The sequence below is a fragment of the Streptococcus sp. DD13 genome, from assembly GCF_001578875.1.
GTDB lineage: Bacteria > Bacillota > Bacilli > Lactobacillales > Streptococcaceae > Streptococcus.
On record NZ_KQ969506.1, the window covers coordinates 264,378 to 280,423 of the forward strand.

Annotated in this window: 17 protein-coding genes; 13 read left to right on the forward strand and 4 right to left on the reverse strand. The window is 44.4% G+C overall.

The genetic code is table 11. The features are described from left to right. Positions 1–53: 53 nt before the first annotated feature. From STRDD13_RS01215 to STRDD13_RS01230, 4 genes are read left to right on the forward strand one after another with little or no spacing between them, the layout of a single operon-like run. Positions 54–1,265, forward strand: coding sequence for a phosphopentomutase (locus STRDD13_RS01215; RefSeq protein ID WP_067100805.1), 1,212 nt, complete (start codon positions 54–56; stop codon positions 1,263–1,265). 1 nt (position 1,266) lies between these two features. Next, the gene (locus STRDD13_RS01220) at positions 1,267–1,812 is read left to right on the forward strand and encodes a DUF1697 domain-containing protein (RefSeq protein ID WP_067100808.1); all 546 of its coding nucleotides are present in this window, start codon (positions 1,267–1,269) and stop codon (positions 1,810–1,812) included. A 10-nt stretch (positions 1,813–1,822) separates the two neighbouring features. Further along, entirely contained in the window at positions 1,823–2,632 is an 810-nt protein-coding gene (locus STRDD13_RS01225; protein WP_067100811.1) for a purine-nucleoside phosphorylase, read from the forward strand. A gap of 4 nt (positions 2,633–2,636) precedes the next feature. After that, a complete protein-coding gene (locus STRDD13_RS01230) occupies positions 2,637–3,914 on the forward strand; it encodes a chloride channel protein (RefSeq protein WP_067100814.1) in 1,278 nt (425 codons plus the stop codon). 10 nt (positions 3,915–3,924) lie between these two features. Here the strand turns inward: STRDD13_RS01230 and STRDD13_RS08370 are convergent, their stop codons facing one another. Both STRDD13_RS08370 and STRDD13_RS08175 read right to left on the reverse strand, forming a co-directional pair. Then, a complete protein-coding gene (locus tag STRDD13_RS08370; RefSeq protein ID WP_156471227.1) occupies positions 3,925–4,095 on the reverse strand; it encodes a hypothetical protein in 171 nt (56 codons plus the stop codon). Between the two features lie 12 nt (positions 4,096–4,107). After that, on the reverse strand, positions 4,108–4,281 hold the full coding sequence (locus STRDD13_RS08175) for an oleate hydratase (protein ID WP_269450092.1): 174 nt from the start codon (positions 4,279–4,281) through the stop codon (positions 4,108–4,110). Positions 4,282–4,831: 550 nt separating this feature from the next. On the opposite strand from STRDD13_RS08175, the gene deoD reads away from it, so the two are divergent. The 5 genes from deoD (at position 4,832) to STRDD13_RS01255 (ending at position 8,961) form a co-directional block, all read left to right on the forward strand. Next, on the forward strand, positions 4,832–5,545 hold the full coding sequence (gene deoD / locus STRDD13_RS01235) for a purine-nucleoside phosphorylase (protein WP_067103122.1): 714 nt from the start codon (positions 4,832–4,834) through the stop codon (positions 5,543–5,545). Between the two features lie 104 nt (positions 5,546–5,649). Further along, positions 5,650–7,548 carry an ABC-F family ATP-binding cassette domain-containing protein gene (locus tag STRDD13_RS01240; protein ID WP_067103124.1) on the forward strand — a complete coding sequence of 633 codons (1,899 nt, stop codon included), beginning with the start codon at positions 5,650–5,652 and terminating at the stop codon, positions 7,546–7,548. Positions 7,549–7,568: 20 nt separating this feature from the next. Beyond that, the gene (locus STRDD13_RS01245) at positions 7,569–7,763 is read left to right on the forward strand and encodes an HAD family hydrolase (RefSeq protein ID WP_067100817.1); all 195 of its coding nucleotides are present in this window, start codon (positions 7,569–7,571) and stop codon (positions 7,761–7,763) included. Next, positions 7,760–8,227 (forward strand): HAD family hydrolase, encoded by a 468-nt coding sequence (locus STRDD13_RS08180; RefSeq protein ID WP_082781155.1) that lies wholly within the window; start codon positions 7,760–7,762, stop codon positions 8,225–8,227. Before STRDD13_RS01245 ends, STRDD13_RS08180 begins: the two co-directional genes overlap by 4 nt. Then, a complete protein-coding gene (locus STRDD13_RS01255; protein WP_067100824.1) occupies positions 8,224–8,961 on the forward strand; it encodes a metallophosphoesterase in 738 nt (245 codons plus the stop codon). Before STRDD13_RS08180 ends, STRDD13_RS01255 begins: the two co-directional genes overlap by 4 nt. 116 nt (positions 8,962–9,077) lie before the next feature. Here STRDD13_RS01255 and gatD read toward each other — a convergent pair whose 3' ends face one another. Beyond that, the gene (gene gatD, locus STRDD13_RS01260) at positions 9,078–9,866 is read right to left on the reverse strand and encodes a lipid II isoglutaminyl synthase subunit GatD (RefSeq protein WP_067100826.1); all 789 of its coding nucleotides are present in this window, start codon (positions 9,864–9,866) and stop codon (positions 9,078–9,080) included. Next, entirely contained in the window at positions 9,866–11,209 is a 1,344-nt protein-coding gene (gene murT, locus STRDD13_RS01265; protein WP_067100829.1) for a lipid II isoglutaminyl synthase subunit MurT, read from the reverse strand. The genes gatD and murT overlap by 1 nt, the downstream gene beginning before the upstream one ends. 271 nt (positions 11,210–11,480) lie before the next feature. Between murT and cdaA the strand changes: the two genes are divergently transcribed. The 4 genes from cdaA to STRDD13_RS01285 all read left to right on the forward strand — a co-directional run bounded on the left by cdaA (position 11,481) and on the right by STRDD13_RS01285 (position 16,008). Continuing rightward, positions 11,481–12,326, forward strand: coding sequence for a diadenylate cyclase CdaA (gene cdaA / locus STRDD13_RS01270; RefSeq protein ID WP_067100831.1), 846 nt, complete (start codon positions 11,481–11,483; stop codon positions 12,324–12,326). Further along, the gene (locus STRDD13_RS01275) at positions 12,323–13,024 is read left to right on the forward strand and encodes a CdaR family protein (protein ID WP_067100833.1); all 702 of its coding nucleotides are present in this window, start codon (positions 12,323–12,325) and stop codon (positions 13,022–13,024) included. Before cdaA ends, STRDD13_RS01275 begins: the two co-directional genes overlap by 4 nt. Before the next feature lie 20 nt (positions 13,025–13,044). Next, positions 13,045–14,397, forward strand: a complete 1,353-nt coding sequence (gene glmM / locus STRDD13_RS01280) for a phosphoglucosamine mutase (protein ID WP_067100837.1) — start codon at positions 13,045–13,047, stop codon at positions 14,395–14,397. Positions 14,398–14,463: 66 nt separating this feature from the next. Continuing rightward, on the forward strand, positions 14,464–16,008 hold the full coding sequence (locus tag STRDD13_RS01285; protein ID WP_067100840.1) for an ABC-F family ATP-binding cassette domain-containing protein: 1,545 nt from the start codon (positions 14,464–14,466) through the stop codon (positions 16,006–16,008). Positions 16,009–16,046 lie beyond the last annotated feature (38 nt).

Sequence of the window (16,046 nt, forward strand, 5' to 3'; positions counted from 1 at the left end):
TTAGTGTGATATGGTATAATAAAAGTATATTTTCTACTTGTAAAGGAGACATTATGTCTAAATTTAAGCGCATCCATTTAGTGGTGTTAGACTCTGTCGGAATCGGGGCGGCACCCGATGCCAATAACTTTGTCAATGCCGGCGTACCTGATGGCGTATCAGATACCCTAGGTCACATTTCGAAAACCGTTGGGCTGAATGTACCCAACATGGCTAAGATTGGCCTTGGAAATATTCCGCGGGAGACACCCCTTGCGACAGTGCCTGCTGAAAAAAATCCCACGGGTTATGTGACCAAACTCCAGGAAGTTTCCCTTGGAAAAGACACCATGACCGGACACTGGGAAATCATGGGCCTAAATATTACCGAGCCTTTCGATACCTTCTGGAATGGCTTCCCTGAAGAAATCATCACCAAAATCGAAGCATTTTCAGGCCGTAAGGTTATCCGTGAGGCCAATAAACCCTACTCAGGGACAGCGGTCATCGACGATTTTGGCCCTCGTCAGATGGAAACGGGTGAGCTGATTATCTATACCTCTGCGGACCCTGTGCTTCAAATTGCGGCCCACGAAGATATTATTCCATTGGACGAACTCTACCGGATCTGTGAATACGCTCGTTCGATTACACTTGAGCGTCCTGCCCTTCTTGGCCGGATCATCGCTCGTCCTTATGTGGGTGAGCCTGGAAACTTTACACGGACAGCCAATCGTCGAGACTTAGCCGTATCACCTTTTGCCCCAACAGTTTTGGATAAACTCAACGATGCAGGGATTGATACCTATTCTGTCGGAAAGATTAGCGATATCTTTAACGGCGCTGGAATCAATCACGACATGGGGCACAACAAATCCAACAGTCACGGTATCGATACCCTGATCAAGACTTTGGGTCTGCCAGAATTTGAAAAAGGCTTCTCCTTTACCAACTTGGTGGACTTTGATGCCCTTTATGGTCACCGTCGGGATCCACATGGCTACCGGGATTGCTTGCATGAGTTTGATGAGCGCTTGCCAGAAATCATCGCTGGCTTGCGTGAAGACGACTTGCTCTTGATCACTGCTGATCATGGAAATGATCCAACCTATGCAGGGACAGATCACACCCGTGAGTATATTCCCCTCTTGGCTTACAGCCCATCCTTTAGGGGCAATGGCGTGATCCCTGTCGGACATTTTGCGGATATTTCAGCTACTATTGCTGATAACTTCGGTGTTGAAACTGCCATGATTGGAGAGAGCTTCTTGGATCAATTGAACTAAGATGACCCGTTTTGCACTTCTGGTCAGAGGCATCAATGTCGGTGGCAAAAATAAGGTCGTCATGGCAGAGCTTCGTCAAGAGTTGACAGGGTTGGGACTTGAAAAGGTTGAGACCTACATCAACAGTGGCAATGCCTTCTTTGACGCCACGCAGCCTAAAGATGACTTAGTTCCTCTATTGAAGCATTTCTTTGCAAAACACTATCCTTTTATCCAGTCTTTTTCTTTGCTGAGTCAGGAGGAGTTTGAGACGGAGCTGAAACATCTACCAGATTGGTGGAAGAAAGACATGGCTCGAAAAGATGTCCTCTTTTACACGGAGGGAGTGGATATGGATCGGGTTATCAGGCAAGTTTCAGAATTGAACCTACAGGATGAAGTGCTTCATTTTGGGAAACTTGGGATTTTCTGGGGGAAATTCTCTGAAGCAACTTACGCCCAGACAGCTTATCACAAGCAACTACTCAAGTTGCCTTTCTACCGCACGTTGACCATCCGAAATGCCAATACTTTTGATAAAATCGGTCACTTACTAATAAACTATTGAAGGAGAAAAAATGACTTATTTAGAAAACATTTATGAAACGCGTGATTTTTTGAAAAACGCTGGTGTGGAAGCACCGGAATTTGGGTTAATCCTTGGATCAGGATTGGGAGAACTTGCAGAAGAGATTGAAAATGCCCTCGTCTTTGACTATGCAGATATTCCCAACTGGGCCCAATCAACGGTTGTCGGTCATGCGGGGAAGCTTGTCTATGGAGACCTGGCTGGTAAGAAGGTTCTGGCATTGCAAGGACGGATCCACTACTACGAAGGCCTAGGCCTACAAGCCGTCACCTTCCCAGTCCGTGTCATGAAAGCCCTTGGCTGTACAGGTATCTTAGTAACCAACGCGGCTGGAGGTGTTAGCTTTGGTCCTGGAACGCTTATGGCTATTTCTGACCACATCAATATGACAGGGGCAAATCCCCTCATTGGTGAAAATTTAGATGAGTTTGGTCCTCGCTTCCCAGATATGTCGAAAGCCTACACGCCAGAATACCGTGAGATTGCGCATCGTGTAGCGAAAGAAGCTGGTATCAAGTTGGACGAAGGGGTTTATTGTGGATGGTCAGGACCTGCTTATGAAACACCTGCTGAAATTCGTGCCCTTAAGACACTAGGAGCAGATGCAGTCGGCATGTCTACAGTGCCAGAGGTGATTGTTGCCGTTCATTCAGGTTTAAAGGTGCTTGGTATCTCCTGCATCACCAATCACGCAGCTGGTTTCCAAGATTCGCTTAGTCACGAAGAAGTGGTCGCAGTGACTCAGCAGGTCAAGGGGGATTTTAAAGGATTGATTAAAGCCATCTTGGCAGAACTGTAAAAAGATGCGATCTAGAATCCTTCGTCTTCCTTACCCACTAAGGTTGATTTTGGCGATCTTTGCTCTTGGAGTTGGGGCGGGCCTTGTCGGGATGGCTTGCCATTACTTACTCGAATTGGTTCAACTAGTAGCATTTGGGAGTGATGCTAGTAATTTATGGAAACAGTATGATCAGGCTGGAGGGCTACGGCGCTTTCTGGCTCTCGGCTTGACGGGTTTATTGGCTGCTGTCTTTTGGTTTGAACTTCAGAGACGGTACAAGATCTTATCAATCAAACAGCAAATGAACCTTGTAGGGGAAGGAGAGCCAAAGATTCGTCTTCAAATCGCTCATGCTGCAGCGCAAGTAGCCATTGTTGGAGCGGGTGCCTCAGTTGGCAAGGAAGGGGCACCACGGGAGGTCGGTGCATTAATCGGTGGTCGTTTGTCCAAATGGCTGGATTTGATGAAAAAGGATCGCAAATTATTGATTGCTTGCGGAGCAGGTGCGGGTCTTGCTGCTGTCTATCAGGTTCCTTTTGCAAGTAGTCTCTTTGTCCTTGAGACTCTGGGGATTGCTTGGACCAGTCGCAATGTCCTCTTGATTCTGATCAGTTGTTACTTGGCTGATTTTCTGGCCCAACCGCTTGTGGGAAATGCTCCTCTCTACCAAATGGCCTCCCTTTCATGGACAGCAGGTAGTTTCTTGCAAGCCCTTTTGTTAGCAACAGTGGTAACCCCCTTGGCTATGGGCTTTGCTTGGTTGACCAAAAGAGCCAGCCAGAATCGGACTAAAGACCGTAAAATCCTCTGGGTCTTGCCAATCGTTTTTCTAACCTTGGCAGTGGTTGCTATCGATTTCCCGATCTTTATGGGGAATGGGCAAGTCATGGCCCAGTTGCTTTTATCGGAACAATCTCTGCCAGCTTTGCCTCTCGTTTTGATTTTGAAGGGACTATTTGTTTACCTTCTCTTGCGAAATGGAGCCTACGGAGGGACCTTGACGCCTTCTTTTGCTTTGGGGATTGGAGCAGGCTATTTGGTAACCGTGATCGCAAATCGTTTAGGGTTCGCTTTTTCACCCTCTATGGGAATGCTCTTGGGAGCTAGTGTCTTTTTAGGGACCACGCTAAAAGCCCCTTTGACAGGGGCAACCTTGGTTCTTGGATTTACGGGGCAGCCGCTCCTTCTAAGTCTCCCCCTGTTACTCGCTAGCTTTTCAGCTCAGTGGCTTTCGAGGATTCTTGATAAGATCAGAGAAAAAGCAATAAAACCCCTTCTCCAAAATAGAAGAAGGGAATGAGAAGCAGTGTTTATTGATTTTCTCGTGTTTCTTGAGAATAGTCCGGCACATCAGGGATATGTTTAAAGAGGTGGTTAACGGATTTTAAGAGCGTGGACTGTTCCAGAGGATTGCCACTAAAGAGATCCGTAGCTCGTAATTCTTCTTTTTCGAGTAGAGTTTTTAGAGTGACAGCCCTCATCCGGATATCATACTATCCTTGAAAAAGTGGCAGGATGGGCTTATCAGATGTCTCTACTGTCAATACAACATCCCCTTCGAGTTCTACAAACAGACCGATGAAGGCGAGATTGGGGCTGTTCTTTGGAATAATCTGTGGACGGTCGGTTAGCTTTCTCGGCATAAATTGTGATCTAATGTAGGTCAATTATCGTGTCATTTAGAAGACATTGCGCAACCGCTGAATTGTTTGCTTGGCTCTTTCTTGTTCCGCTTGGTTTTTACAGGTATGCTATCCTTTTAACTGCTGTAGATTTCTCAATACCTCAAACGATAGAAAAGTTGACCCTGTGTTCTCATTGGAACACGAGCGGAAAACTTTCTGATACTGATAAAATAAAAATGAAAAGAAAGGGAGTTCGGGTTTGAAATTGAACCCGGGCTAGAAGCAGTGTAAAAAAGATAAATCCTCCTAGATGCGATGCATTTTTGTCGGATTTCCTATTTTTACTGTGCCTCTTTAACGCCTATCACTCAAAAAAATTTATAGAAAGGAAAGAGCGTGCGTTCAGATTTGAACACGAGCGGAAAACTTTCTGAAACTGATAAAATAAAAATGAAAGGAAAGGGAGTTCGGGTTTGAAATTGAACCCGAGCTAGAGGCTGTGTAAAAAAGATAAATCCTCCTAGATGCGATGCATCTTTGTCGGATTTCCTATTTTTACTGTGCCTCTTTAACGCCCTTGGTATCTTATATTATGTCTATCCATATTTCTGCTAAGCAAGGTGAAATTGCTGATAAAATTCTTCTTCCAGGAGATCCTCTTCGGGCTAAATTTATCGCTGAGAATTTTCTTGAAGATGCTGTTTGTTTCAATGAAGTCCGTAATATGTTTGGGTACACGGGAACCTATAAAGGGGAGCGTGTTTCGGTCATGGGGACTGGGATGGGAATGCCTTCGATTTCCATCTATGCGCGTGAGTTGATTGTCGATTATGGTGTGAAGAAATTGATCCGTGTAGGGACTGCAGGATCTTTAAATAAGGATGTTCATGTGCGAGAATTGGTTTTAGCCCAAGCAGCGGCGACCAACTCCAACATTATCCGCAACGACTGGCCACAGTTTGATTTCCCACAAATCGCAAGCTTTGATCTTTTAGACAAGGCCTACCATATTGCCAAAGACTTGGGTATGACGACTCATGTCGGAAATGTCTTGTCATCAGATGTCTTTTACTCAAACTACTTTGAAAAGAACATTGAGCTTGGAAAATGGGGCGTCAAGGCGGTCGAAATGGAAGCAGCAGCCCTTTACTATTTGGCTGCCCAACACCAAGTAGAGGCTCTGGCCATCATGACCATTTCGGATAGCTTGGTCAATCCAGATGAGGATACAACGGCAGAAGAACGGCAAAACACCTTCACCGATATGATGAAGGTCGGACTAGAAACGCTTATTTCAGGAGAATAACAGAGGAAACGGCTATTGGGCCGTTTTTTTTTGATAAAGAAATAATATATAAAATGATATAGGTGCCACTAGTTCTGACTCCTATTTTTTGTTACAATAAGGCTATGATTATCTTACAAGGAACCAAATTAGAGCGCTCATTTGCGGGAGATGTGCTATTTGAAAATATTTCCCTACAGGTTGATGAGCGGGATCGTATCGCCTTGGTCGGGCGAAATGGAGTAGGAAAGTCTACCCTCTTGAAACTATTGGTGGGAGAAGAAAGCCCCACATCCGGAACAGTTCAGATGAAAAAAGGGCTTTCCTATTCTTATCTGGCACAAAATAGTCGATTCGAGTCCAATAAAACGATCTATGAAGAAATGTTATCGGTGTTTTCCGAATTGCGTTCGGATGAGAAACGATTACGGAAGCTGGAAGAAGAGATGTCACAATCAACAGGAGAGGACTTGACGAGACTGATGGCGACTTACGATGCCTTGTCAGAGGATTTTCGTCAGCGGGGCGGTTTTACCTATGAACGGGATGTTCGCTCCATTTTACAGGCCTTCCAGTTTGATGAGATGATGTGGCCAATGAAGATTCACGAGCTTTCTGGAGGACAAAATACTCGTCTAGCGCTAGCCAAGATGCTGTTGGAACAGCCGGAGCTCTTGATTCTGGATGAGCCGACCAACCACCTAGATATCGAAACGATTTCTTGGTTGGAAAACTATCTAAGTAATTATCGTGGTGCCTTAATAATCGTAAGTCATGACCGTTATTTTCTGGATAAAATCGCGACGGTTACCCTAGATTTAAATCCACACTCTCTGGATAGATATGTGGGGAATTATTCTCGGTTCATGGATTTGAAGGCTGAAAAATTGGCCACTGAAGAGAAAAACTATGAAAAACAGCAAAAGGAAATTGCAAAACTAGAAGATTTTGTTCAACGCAATATCGTTCGTGCGTCGACAACTAAACGGGCCCAAGCTAGACGTAAACAGTTGGAAAAGATGGACCGGTTGGAAAAACCAAAAAATCATGAAAAGTCCGCTCACATGGCCTTTTCTGCTGAGAGGCCATCTGGGAATGTTGTTTTAACAGTAAAGGATGTTGCGATTGGTTATGATGGGCAGGTCTTGTCAGAACCCATCCAGCTAGACGTCCGGAAAATGGACGCAATCGCAATCGTCGGTCCCAATGGAATCGGAAAAACGACCCTTCTGAAATCTATCGAGGGAAGTTTATCTCCAATCAGGGGTGATATTCGCTTGGGAGCCAATGTAGATATGGGCTATTATGACCAGCAACATTCCCAATTGACACCGAGTAATACGGTGCTAGACGAGATTTGGAATGACTTTCGGACAAGTCCAGAAGTGGACATTCGCAATCGGCTAGGAGCCTTTCTCTTTTCAGGTGACGATGTGAAAAAGACGGTTTCTATGTTGTCTGGTGGGGAGCGAGCTCGATTATTATTGGCCAAGCTATCTATGGAAAACCACAATTTTCTGCTGTTAGATGAGCCGACCAACCACTTGGATATTGACAGCAAGGAAGTATTAGAGGAGGCCTTGATAGCCTTTGATGGAACCTTGGTATTTGTTAGCCATGACCGTTATTTTATCAATCGTGTGGCGACACAAATTCTTGAAATTTCAGAAAACGGTTCTCATTTGTATCTAGGGGATTATGATTATTACCTAAGTAAAAAAAGCCAGCAAGAAGAGCTGGTTTCTAGCCAGGAGGACTTGCCAGACGAACAATCGGGACAAGACCAGTATCGACAGCAAAAGGCCAATCAGAAGGAAGAACGAAAACTCCGTCGGCTCTTAGAAGAACTGGAAGAAAAGATTGATAATACGGAAGTCCAACTAGAAGAGCTTCAAGATCGTATGGGAGCGACCAATGAGCTTGCAGAGTTGAGCCGACTACAAGAAGAGCTGGAGCAAATCGAAGAACGACAGGAAAGACTCTTAGCAGAGTGGGAAGAGCTCTCACTAAAGTTGGAAGCTTAAGGAGGATAGACAGAGGGGACATGAAAGTATTCGGAAAGAAATCCTTACTGATTTTTGATTTGGATGGTCTTTTATGTAACACAGAAGATGTCTATCTTGAAGGCTGGAAGCAAGGGCTTGACCAGATTGGTTTGTCGATTGACAGATGCCAGCTTTCAACCTTATCTGGACAATCCCCACGAGCGATTGATGCGTTTTTTATCAACAAGGATTGACAGAGAAGCAAGTATCTAACATACGACAGTTTCGCGAGGATTACATTGATTTTGCCCTTCAACAAGGGCGGATTGAGATGATGCCTGGAGTAGAAGCTTATCTCACAAATCTCTCGGTGGATCAAAGGTGTGCGGTCTGTTCTTCCTCTCCTAGAAAAAGAGGGAAGAGAATTTTACAGTATCTTGGGCTCTACGAAAAGATGGATTTTTGTTTGTTTGTAGACGATGTCGAAAGGGCCAAACCGGATCCTCTTCCCTACTTGAAGGTCCTAGACCATTTTCAACTTACAGCGAATCAGGCCTTGGCGTTTGAGGATTCAATCTCCGGTGTTCAATCTGCCCAAGCTGCAAAGATAGAAGTCATTGGAGTCCGTCATCCGCTAACACGTGATTTTCGAAGCTTGTGTGGTGAAGGGCATGCTATTTCTAGTTTTGAAGAATTAATGGGAGTTCATAAGGTATGAAAAGAGAATTATACATTGTTGGCGATATCCATGGCGAATATGCGATGATGAAGGATATCCTTCAGTATTGGAAAAAAGAAGAACAACAGTTGGTCCTGCTTGGAGATTTGGCAGAAAGAGGGCCACAAAGTTTAGAGTGTTTCCTAGAAGGGAAGCGCTTGGTAGAAGAGGAAGGGGCGATTTATATCCGCGGGAACCATGAAAAGATTCTCTTTGATTGGCTGGAAGATCCACGAGAGGCCTTTGACTGGTATATGCGAAATGGGGGTGGGGCGACCATCACGAGTTTATTAGGCGAAGAAGCTTTTGAAGTTCTTTCGCCAGAAGAAATGGCGCAAAGCATTCACAAACAATACCCTGATTTACTTGATTTTTTAAAAAATCGCCCCCTCTATTTTGAGACAGAAACGGCTATTTGTGTCCATGCTGCAGTCGACCTAAGTCTTGACGACTGGCACGAAACATCAATCCGTGACTTTATTTGGCAACGAGAGCCGTTTCATTCGACTCCGAACCATTTGGATAAGACCATTATTTTTGGACATACGGTAACTAGTCATCTCTTTAAAGACGATACACGACTAACGATTTGGGAAAAGGATGGGAAAATCGGAATTGATACCGGAGCAGCCTATGGTGGGGCTCTGACGGGATTGGTTTGGGATGATCGTGCTGGACGCGTCGCAGAAATTCATCAAATCCGTCATCAAAAGAAAGAAGAAGCGAAGGACTGAGGATCAGTGATCCGTGATCTTCAGATATTCTTGGTATTCTAAAAAACCAGATGGTGTAGTGGGAATAAGCTCCAACTACACCATCTGGTTTCTTTGATTTATAGGAGAAAAACATCTTAGTTTTCAGTAAAATCAGCTTTCGACTTTACATCATGGTATTCCTCCGGAACTTCATTTGACAGGATGTCTTGATAGGTCGGAAGAGAAATATCCTGGCCATATTTATTTTTGAGAGCCGTTGTGACCATGCGGTAGGCTAGGTTGACATTGCGAGAGAGAATTGGACCATGGAAGTAACTTCCAAAGACGTTTTTATAGTGAACGCCTTCCACTCCATCTTCGTGATTATTTCCGTTTCCATAGATGACTTTTCCAAGCGGGCGCTGATGGTCGGCTAGAAAGGTCCGTCCCTGATGATTTTCAAACCCATAGTAGGTTTCATCAAGGTCTTCATTGTAGATTTTGATATCTCCAATATAGCGATTGTTGGACTGGTTGACGGTGTAATGGTCCATCAGTCCTAGGCCGTCAACTCGCTTCCCATCGGCTTCGATGTAATACTGACCAAGAAGTTGGAAACCACCACAGATCGCCAGCATCACGCCGTCCTTCTCAATAAAATGGCTTAAGCCTTCTTTTTTAAGGGGTAAATCAGAAGCAAGAATCGACTGCTCGTAATCTTGGCCCCCACCAAAAAAAGCGATGTCATATTGGTCCTCATCAAATGGGTCTTCGAGGGATACGATATCCACATGTACCGAAGCTCCTAGCTTTTCAGCAACGTATTTGAGCATAAGGATATTGCCATTATCCCCATAAGTATTCATCAGATCCCCGTATAAATGAGCAATACGTAGGGAATAATCTCCGACTTTACGAGTCGTTTCTAAGGAAGTGTAAACCATTATTTCATCTCCTTGTTCACAGCATGACGTTGAGCGAGTAATTCCCTCATTTCTAACATAGCAGTATAGGTTGCTAAGATATAGGCATGAGGACAGTCTTGCTGTTCGATCACTGAAATGAGCTCTTCTAGCTCAGGATATTCATGGATTTGATCGGCTGGATAACCTGTGACACGGAGCCTGCGGGCCATTTCTGAAGAGCGAACCCCTCCTGTCAGGATCTGTGGAATCTTCATATCAGTGACCTGTTCGAAGTCTGCATCCCAAATCCAACTGGTGTCGATTCCATCTGCGTAGTTGGCATTCAATAAGACAGACAAGCTGAAATCATAAGGAGCTAGTTTCATCATTTCAATTGCTTGCGTAGCTCCTACAGGATTTTTAATGAGGACGAGGGTACATTTTGTATGACCTAAGGTAAAGGTTTCTTGTCGTCCGAAAACAGCTCGACTCTTATCAAATCCTGCCTTGATCTTATCTGAAGGAACACCGAGAAACTCCGCAACTGAAACAGCAGCAAGGGCATTGTAGACATTGTACAAGCCACCGATATTGATGGCGTATTCCTGTCCGTCAATGACAAATTGACTGGAGACGTTTGTTTGATGGAGTAGCTGAGTCAAACGATAGTCTAAAGGAGGACGTCTAAAATCACAATGCTCACAGAGATAATGTCCTAGGTTTGCATAAGTGTTCATCTTATAGGTCAAGATATGGTGGCAGTTTGGACAGAGGATTCCTTCGGTATTGTAGTGAACTCGCTGAGCAGGTCCTTCATTGTGATCGAAACCGTAGTAGCGAATAGGATTGACCAGGTCACTTGATTGAAACAGTGGACTGTCTCCATTTGCTAAAATGGTTGCAGTAGGGACTTGAGCAGCTCCTTTTGCGATCATCTTGTAGATATTATAGATTTCGCCATACCGATCCATCTGGTCACGAAAGATATTGGTAAAGACGATCAGAGTTGGGGTCAGGTAGCGGGTGACCTTAGCGAGGCTTGCTTCGTCGATCTCTAGGACGGCAATCTTTTTCCCGTTTTTATTGGTCTTAGCTGTCAAAAAAGTCGTCGTAATCCCAGGTAACATATTGGCACCCGTAGAGTTGGTCGTGACGGAGCCAAAGGCTTCTTCCAGGATCCCCACTGTCAAAGCGGTGGTCATGGTCTTTCCATTTGTGCCTGTGATGATGACAATCTCATAATCTTTGGCTAAGTGGTTTAAAATATCTGAATCAAATTTTAAGGCGATGTTGCCGGGAAGAGTTGACCCACGTCCGACCTTTGAAAGGACAAAATGTGCACTCCGTCCAGCGATAAGGCCCATGGCTGTTTTTAGTTTCATAGTCTTAGTCCTTGGTTCAATAGTTTTTGGATTGGTGTTTTTAAAGTTGTAAGCGAGGTTGTTGGAAAGAGTGGGATTTCGTCCGATTTCGAAAAGGATAAACGTGCACTCTGACCGGTTTTAAAGTCGATGATTGTCTTTCATTTATAGTCTTATTCTATCATAAAACAAACAGAAAGACTAGAAATGAACATCAGTCATTTATCTACCGAATAGCCAAGTTTGTGGTATAATATTCTTTGTATGTAGACGGAAAGTATGAGGGAAGATTATGAATCTTCAAAACTTTATGAATGCCAATTATTGGGCGAGTTTAGTCTCTAGTCCATGGATGGCTTTGATGCACCTGTTTGACATTCTCATGGTCATTATCATTATTTATAATTTTATCCGCTTTGTTTCTGGAACAAAGATTATGATACTGATTCGTGGGGTCTTGTTTTTCATTGCAGGCTATGTGATTGCGACGCTTTTGGGGCTTCAAACGATTGCTTGGCTGATGAATCAGGTCCTGACTTATGGGGTGATTGCTGGTGTTATTATCTTTGCACCAGAGCTAAGAGCGGCACTCGAAAAGCTTGGTCGAACGACTCAGATATTCAATAGTCAATCGGTCCCAGCAGAGGAACTTCTGATCCAGGCATTTGTGAAGTCGGTCAGGTATATGGCACCTCGAAAAATCGGGGCCTTGGTTGCCGTTGAACAAGCTCAAACCTTGCAACAATATATTTCTACAGGGATTCCGTTGGATGCGGATATCTCCGGAGAATTATTGATCAATATCTTTATTCCAAATACTCCCTTACACGATGGAGCTGTGATTATACAAGACAATAAGATTGCGGTCTCTTGTGCCTATCTCCCTCTATCAGAAAGTAAGAGTATTTCAAAGGAATTTGGAACCCGTCACCGGGCCGCGATTGGTTTGTCGGAGGCTTCTGATGCCTTTGTCTTTGTCGTTTCAGAAGAAACGGGAGGCATTTCGATTGCACGAAATGGCGTGTTCAAGCATGGGCTTTCGATTGAAGAGTTTGAAGAAGAACTTAGAACCCTTTTCCAAACGGAAGACACCCAACCATCTGGTTGGATTAAACGAATTGGAGGGCTTCGCAAATGAAGAATAAATTAAAATGGATTGGTCATTTGACCGGATCAATCATCGTAGCCTTGGCCTTGTTTTTCAATGCGACTCTTGGCAATTATCAAAATAAGGTCGAACCCAGTCAAGCCTCTCCAACTGAAAATTATTCACATACCTTGACGTATATCCCTATCGAGATGGACTATGATAGCAGTCAGTATTATATCTCAGGATTTACTTCAACGGTTACAGTGGAACTTTCTGGCTCCAATCGCGTCTTGCTTCAAGGGGAGACAGAAGAGGGAACGCGAAGCTTTAAGATTCGGGCAAACTTGAGAAACTTGGAACCTGGAACTCATACGGTCAAATTGGAAGCCGTGAATTTGCCGACTGGAATCACGGCCAACATCGATCCCTCAACCATTACGGTGCAGATTGGGAAAATTGCCAAAAAGGATTTCGCTGTAAAAGGGGTTGTGAAAACGGAACAAGTGGCTACTGGTTATCAAGTGGACAAAGTGACAGTAGATACAACGAGCATCACGATCACAACAGACGAAAGCACCTTAGCTCGGATCGATCATATCGAAGCGATTATTCCAGACGAAACCGCCTTAAAGGCTGATTTTTCTGGGACAGCTCGTCTTCAGGCGGTAGATAGCAAAGGAAATGTACTACCAGTCTCTCTCTCAAGCGATGAGACACAGATGCATGTAACGATTAAAAAGAAATAGGAATATAAGGAAATTAGAAAATGGGAAAATATTTTGGAACAGACGGTGTGCGTGGGGAAGCCAATGTAGAATTAACACCAGAGTTAGCGTTTAAATTAGGCCGATTTGGTGGGTATGTCTTAAGTCAACATGAGACGGAGACTCCTCGGGTATTGGTGGCTCGTGATACACGTATTTCAGGGCAAATGTTGGAAGCGGCTTTGGTAGCCGGCCTGCTCTCCGTTGGAATCCACGTTTATAAGTTAGGTGTGATTGCAACTCCAGGAGTTGCTCACTTGGTTCGAACAGAAAGAGCCAGTGCAGGGGTGATGATTTCGGCCAGTCATAATCCAGCTCTGGACAATGGGATAAAGTTCTTCGGTGGAGATGGTTTTAAATTGGACGATGAAAAAGAAGCGGAGATTGAAGCCTTGCTAGATGCGACTGAAGACTTGCTTCCAAGACCGTCTGCTCAAGGATTAGGAGATGTGGTAGATTATCCTGAAGGGGTTCGCAAATATCAGAAATTTTTGGTTTCTACAGGGGTTGAGCTTGGAGAGATGAAGGTTGCTCTTGATACAGCAAATGGTGCAGCCGCAACTTCAGCTCGCCAAGTATTCCTGGATTTGGGGGCGGATCTTCTAGTCATGGGTGAAAGTCCAGATGGCATCAACATCAATGATGGAGTGGGGTCTACCCACCCAGAAGCCCTTCAAGAGTTAGTGCTTGAAAGTAAGAGCCAAATTGGGCTGGCATTTGACGGTGACGCCGATCGCTTGATTGCGGTGGATGAAAGAGGTCAACTCGTCGATGGAGATAAGATCATGTTTATCATCGGGAAATACCTTTCTAAAGCCAATCAATTAGCTGAAAATACCATTGTCACGACCGTCATGTCAAATCTTGGTTTCCACAAAGCCCTCGATCAATGTGGTATTCAAAAGGCGATTACAGCCGTTGGCGATCGGTATGTGGTGGAAGAAATGAGGAAAAATGGGTACAATCTGGGTGGCGAACAATCCGGTCATGTCATCTTGATGGACTACAACACTACTGGAGATGGTCAATTAACTGCTGTACAGCTAACAAAAATCATGAAAGAAACCGGGAAGTCTCTTTCAGAGTTGGCTGATGAAGTGACCATTTATCCACAAAAACTAGTTAATATCCGTGTAGACAATAGTAAAAAAGATGTCGCGATGGAGGTCCCAGCGATTGCTGCAATCATTGCCCAAATGGAAGAGGAAATGGCTGGAAATGGCCGAATCTTAGTTCGACCAAGTGGGACGGAGCCCCTCTTGCGTGTGATGGCTGAAGCCCCAACGGATGAAGCCGTGGATTATTATGTCGATACGATTGCAGCAGTGGTCCAAGAAGAAATCGGAATAGTGTAAGGATTGGGTGAAAACCTAAGAGGATAAAAGGCGGCCAAGCCGTCTTTTGCATTGTAAGGAAAATAGATGAGTATATTAGAGGTAAAAAATTTAAGTCATGGTTTTGGCGATCGAGCCATCTTTGAGAATGTTTCCTTTCGCCTGTTAAAGGGGGAACATATCGGTCTTGTCGGGGCAAATGGAGAGGGAAAATCCACCTTTATGTCCATTGTGACGGGTCGTTTGCAGCCAGATGAGGGGAAAGTAGAATGGTCCCGGTATGTCACTGCAGGCTATCTAGATCAACATGCTGTTTTAGAAAAAGGAATGACGGTGCGCGACGTGTTGCGGACGGCCTTTGATGAATTGTTTAAGACAGAAGCACGGATCAATGACATTTACATGGCTATGGCGGATGAGGCAGCAGATATGGATGCCCTTATGGAAGAAGTCGGAGAACTACAGGATCGTCTGGAGAGCCGTGATTTCTATACATTAGATGCCAAGATCGATGAAGTGGCTCGAGCTTTAGGGGTCATGGATTATGGGATGGAGACAGATGTCACAGCTCTTTCAGGAGGGCAGCGGACAAAGATTCTTCTAGCGAAGTTGCTTCTCGAAAAACCGGACATTCTCCTTTTAGATGAGCCGACCAATTATTTGGATGCTGAGCATATCGAGTGGCTGAAACGCTACCTACAAGAGTATGAAAATGCCTTTGTATTGATCTCCCACGATATCCCCTTTTTAAATGATGTCATTAACATCGTTTACCATGTCGAAAACCAGGATTTGGTTCGCTATAGTGGAAATTACGTCCAATTTGAAGAAGTGCATGCTATGAAAAAAGCTCAGCTTGAAGCAGCTTATGAGCGCCAACAGAAGGAAATCGCCGACCTACAAGACTTCGTAAACCGCAACAAAGCGCGTGTCGCGACTCGAAATATGGCCATGTCCCGTCAGAAAAAGCTGGATAAGATGGAACTTATTGAGTTACAATCTGAAAAGCCAAAGCCTTCCTTTGAGTTTAAATCAGCTCGAACGCCTAGTCGTTTCATTTTTCAGACAAAAAATCTCGAGATTGGATATGACCGTGTTTTAAACAGGGTCCCGCTTAACTTAACCTTTGAACGGAATCAAAAAATTGCAATTGTCGGAGCCAATGGTATCGGAAAATCCACTCTATTGAAAAGTCTTTTAGGCCTTATCCCTTCCTTAGGAGGGCAAGTGGAACGGGGAGAATACCTTGAAATTGGTTATTTTGAACAAGAAGTAGCCTCTGGAAATCGGAAAACTCCCTTGGAAGCCGTTTGGGATGCGTTTCCTTCCTTGAACCAAGCAGAAGTTCGTGCTGCCTTAGCACGGTGTGGCTTGACTTCCAAGCACATTGAAAGTCAGATTCAAGTCCTATCCGGTGGTGAACAGGCGAAGGTGCGCTTTTGTCTGTTGATGAATCGAGAAAACAATGTCTTAATCCTTGACGAGCCGACCAATCATCTGGATGTGGATGCCAAAGAGGAGTTAAGCCGTGCCCTCCAAGCTTATAAAGGCTCTATCTTGATGGTCTGCCATGAACCTGATTTTTATGAGGGATGGGTAGATGCTGTTTGGGATTTTAATGAGTTGATCTAAGGGACATTCTATTGGTTTTTCAAATGTTGGCTCCTCCC

What these genes read in the sequence shown, in the direction of transcription:
- STRDD13_RS01245 (WP_067100817.1), top strand. Translation starts at nt 7,569, where the DNA reads ATGAAAGTATTCGGAAAGAAATCCTTACTGATTTTTGATTTGGATGGT.
- STRDD13_RS01225 (WP_067100811.1), top strand. Translation starts at nt 1,823, where the DNA reads ATGACTTATTTAGAAAACATTTATGAAACGCGTGATTTTTTGAAAAAC.
- STRDD13_RS08370 (WP_156471227.1), bottom strand. Translation starts at nt 4,095, where the DNA reads ATGAGGGCTGTCACTCTAAAAACTCTACTCGAAAAAGAAGAATTACGA.
- STRDD13_RS01275 (WP_067100833.1), top strand. Translation starts at nt 12,323, where the DNA reads ATGAAGAATAAATTAAAATGGATTGGTCATTTGACCGGATCAATCATC.
- STRDD13_RS01230 (WP_067100814.1), top strand. Translation starts at nt 2,637, where the DNA reads ATGCGATCTAGAATCCTTCGTCTTCCTTACCCACTAAGGTTGATTTTG.
- murT (WP_067100829.1), bottom strand. Translation starts at nt 11,209, where the DNA reads ATGAAACTAAAAACAGCCATGGGCCTTATCGCTGGACGGAGTGCACAT.
- gatD (WP_067100826.1), bottom strand. Translation starts at nt 9,866, where the DNA reads ATGGTTTACACTTCCTTAGAAACGACTCGTAAAGTCGGAGATTATTCC.
- STRDD13_RS01240 (WP_067103124.1), top strand. Translation starts at nt 5,650, where the DNA reads ATGATTATCTTACAAGGAACCAAATTAGAGCGCTCATTTGCGGGAGAT.
- STRDD13_RS01285 (WP_067100840.1), top strand. Translation starts at nt 14,464, where the DNA reads ATGAGTATATTAGAGGTAAAAAATTTAAGTCATGGTTTTGGCGATCGA.
- glmM (WP_067100837.1), top strand. Translation starts at nt 13,045, where the DNA reads ATGGGAAAATATTTTGGAACAGACGGTGTGCGTGGGGAAGCCAATGTA.
- deoD (WP_067103122.1), top strand. Translation starts at nt 4,832, where the DNA reads ATGTCTATCCATATTTCTGCTAAGCAAGGTGAAATTGCTGATAAAATT.
- STRDD13_RS01220 (WP_067100808.1), top strand. Translation starts at nt 1,267, where the DNA reads ATGACCCGTTTTGCACTTCTGGTCAGAGGCATCAATGTCGGTGGCAAA.
- STRDD13_RS01215 (WP_067100805.1), top strand. Translation starts at nt 54, where the DNA reads ATGTCTAAATTTAAGCGCATCCATTTAGTGGTGTTAGACTCTGTCGGA.
- STRDD13_RS01255 (WP_067100824.1), top strand. Translation starts at nt 8,224, where the DNA reads ATGAAAAGAGAATTATACATTGTTGGCGATATCCATGGCGAATATGCG.
- cdaA (WP_067100831.1), top strand. Translation starts at nt 11,481, where the DNA reads ATGAATCTTCAAAACTTTATGAATGCCAATTATTGGGCGAGTTTAGTC.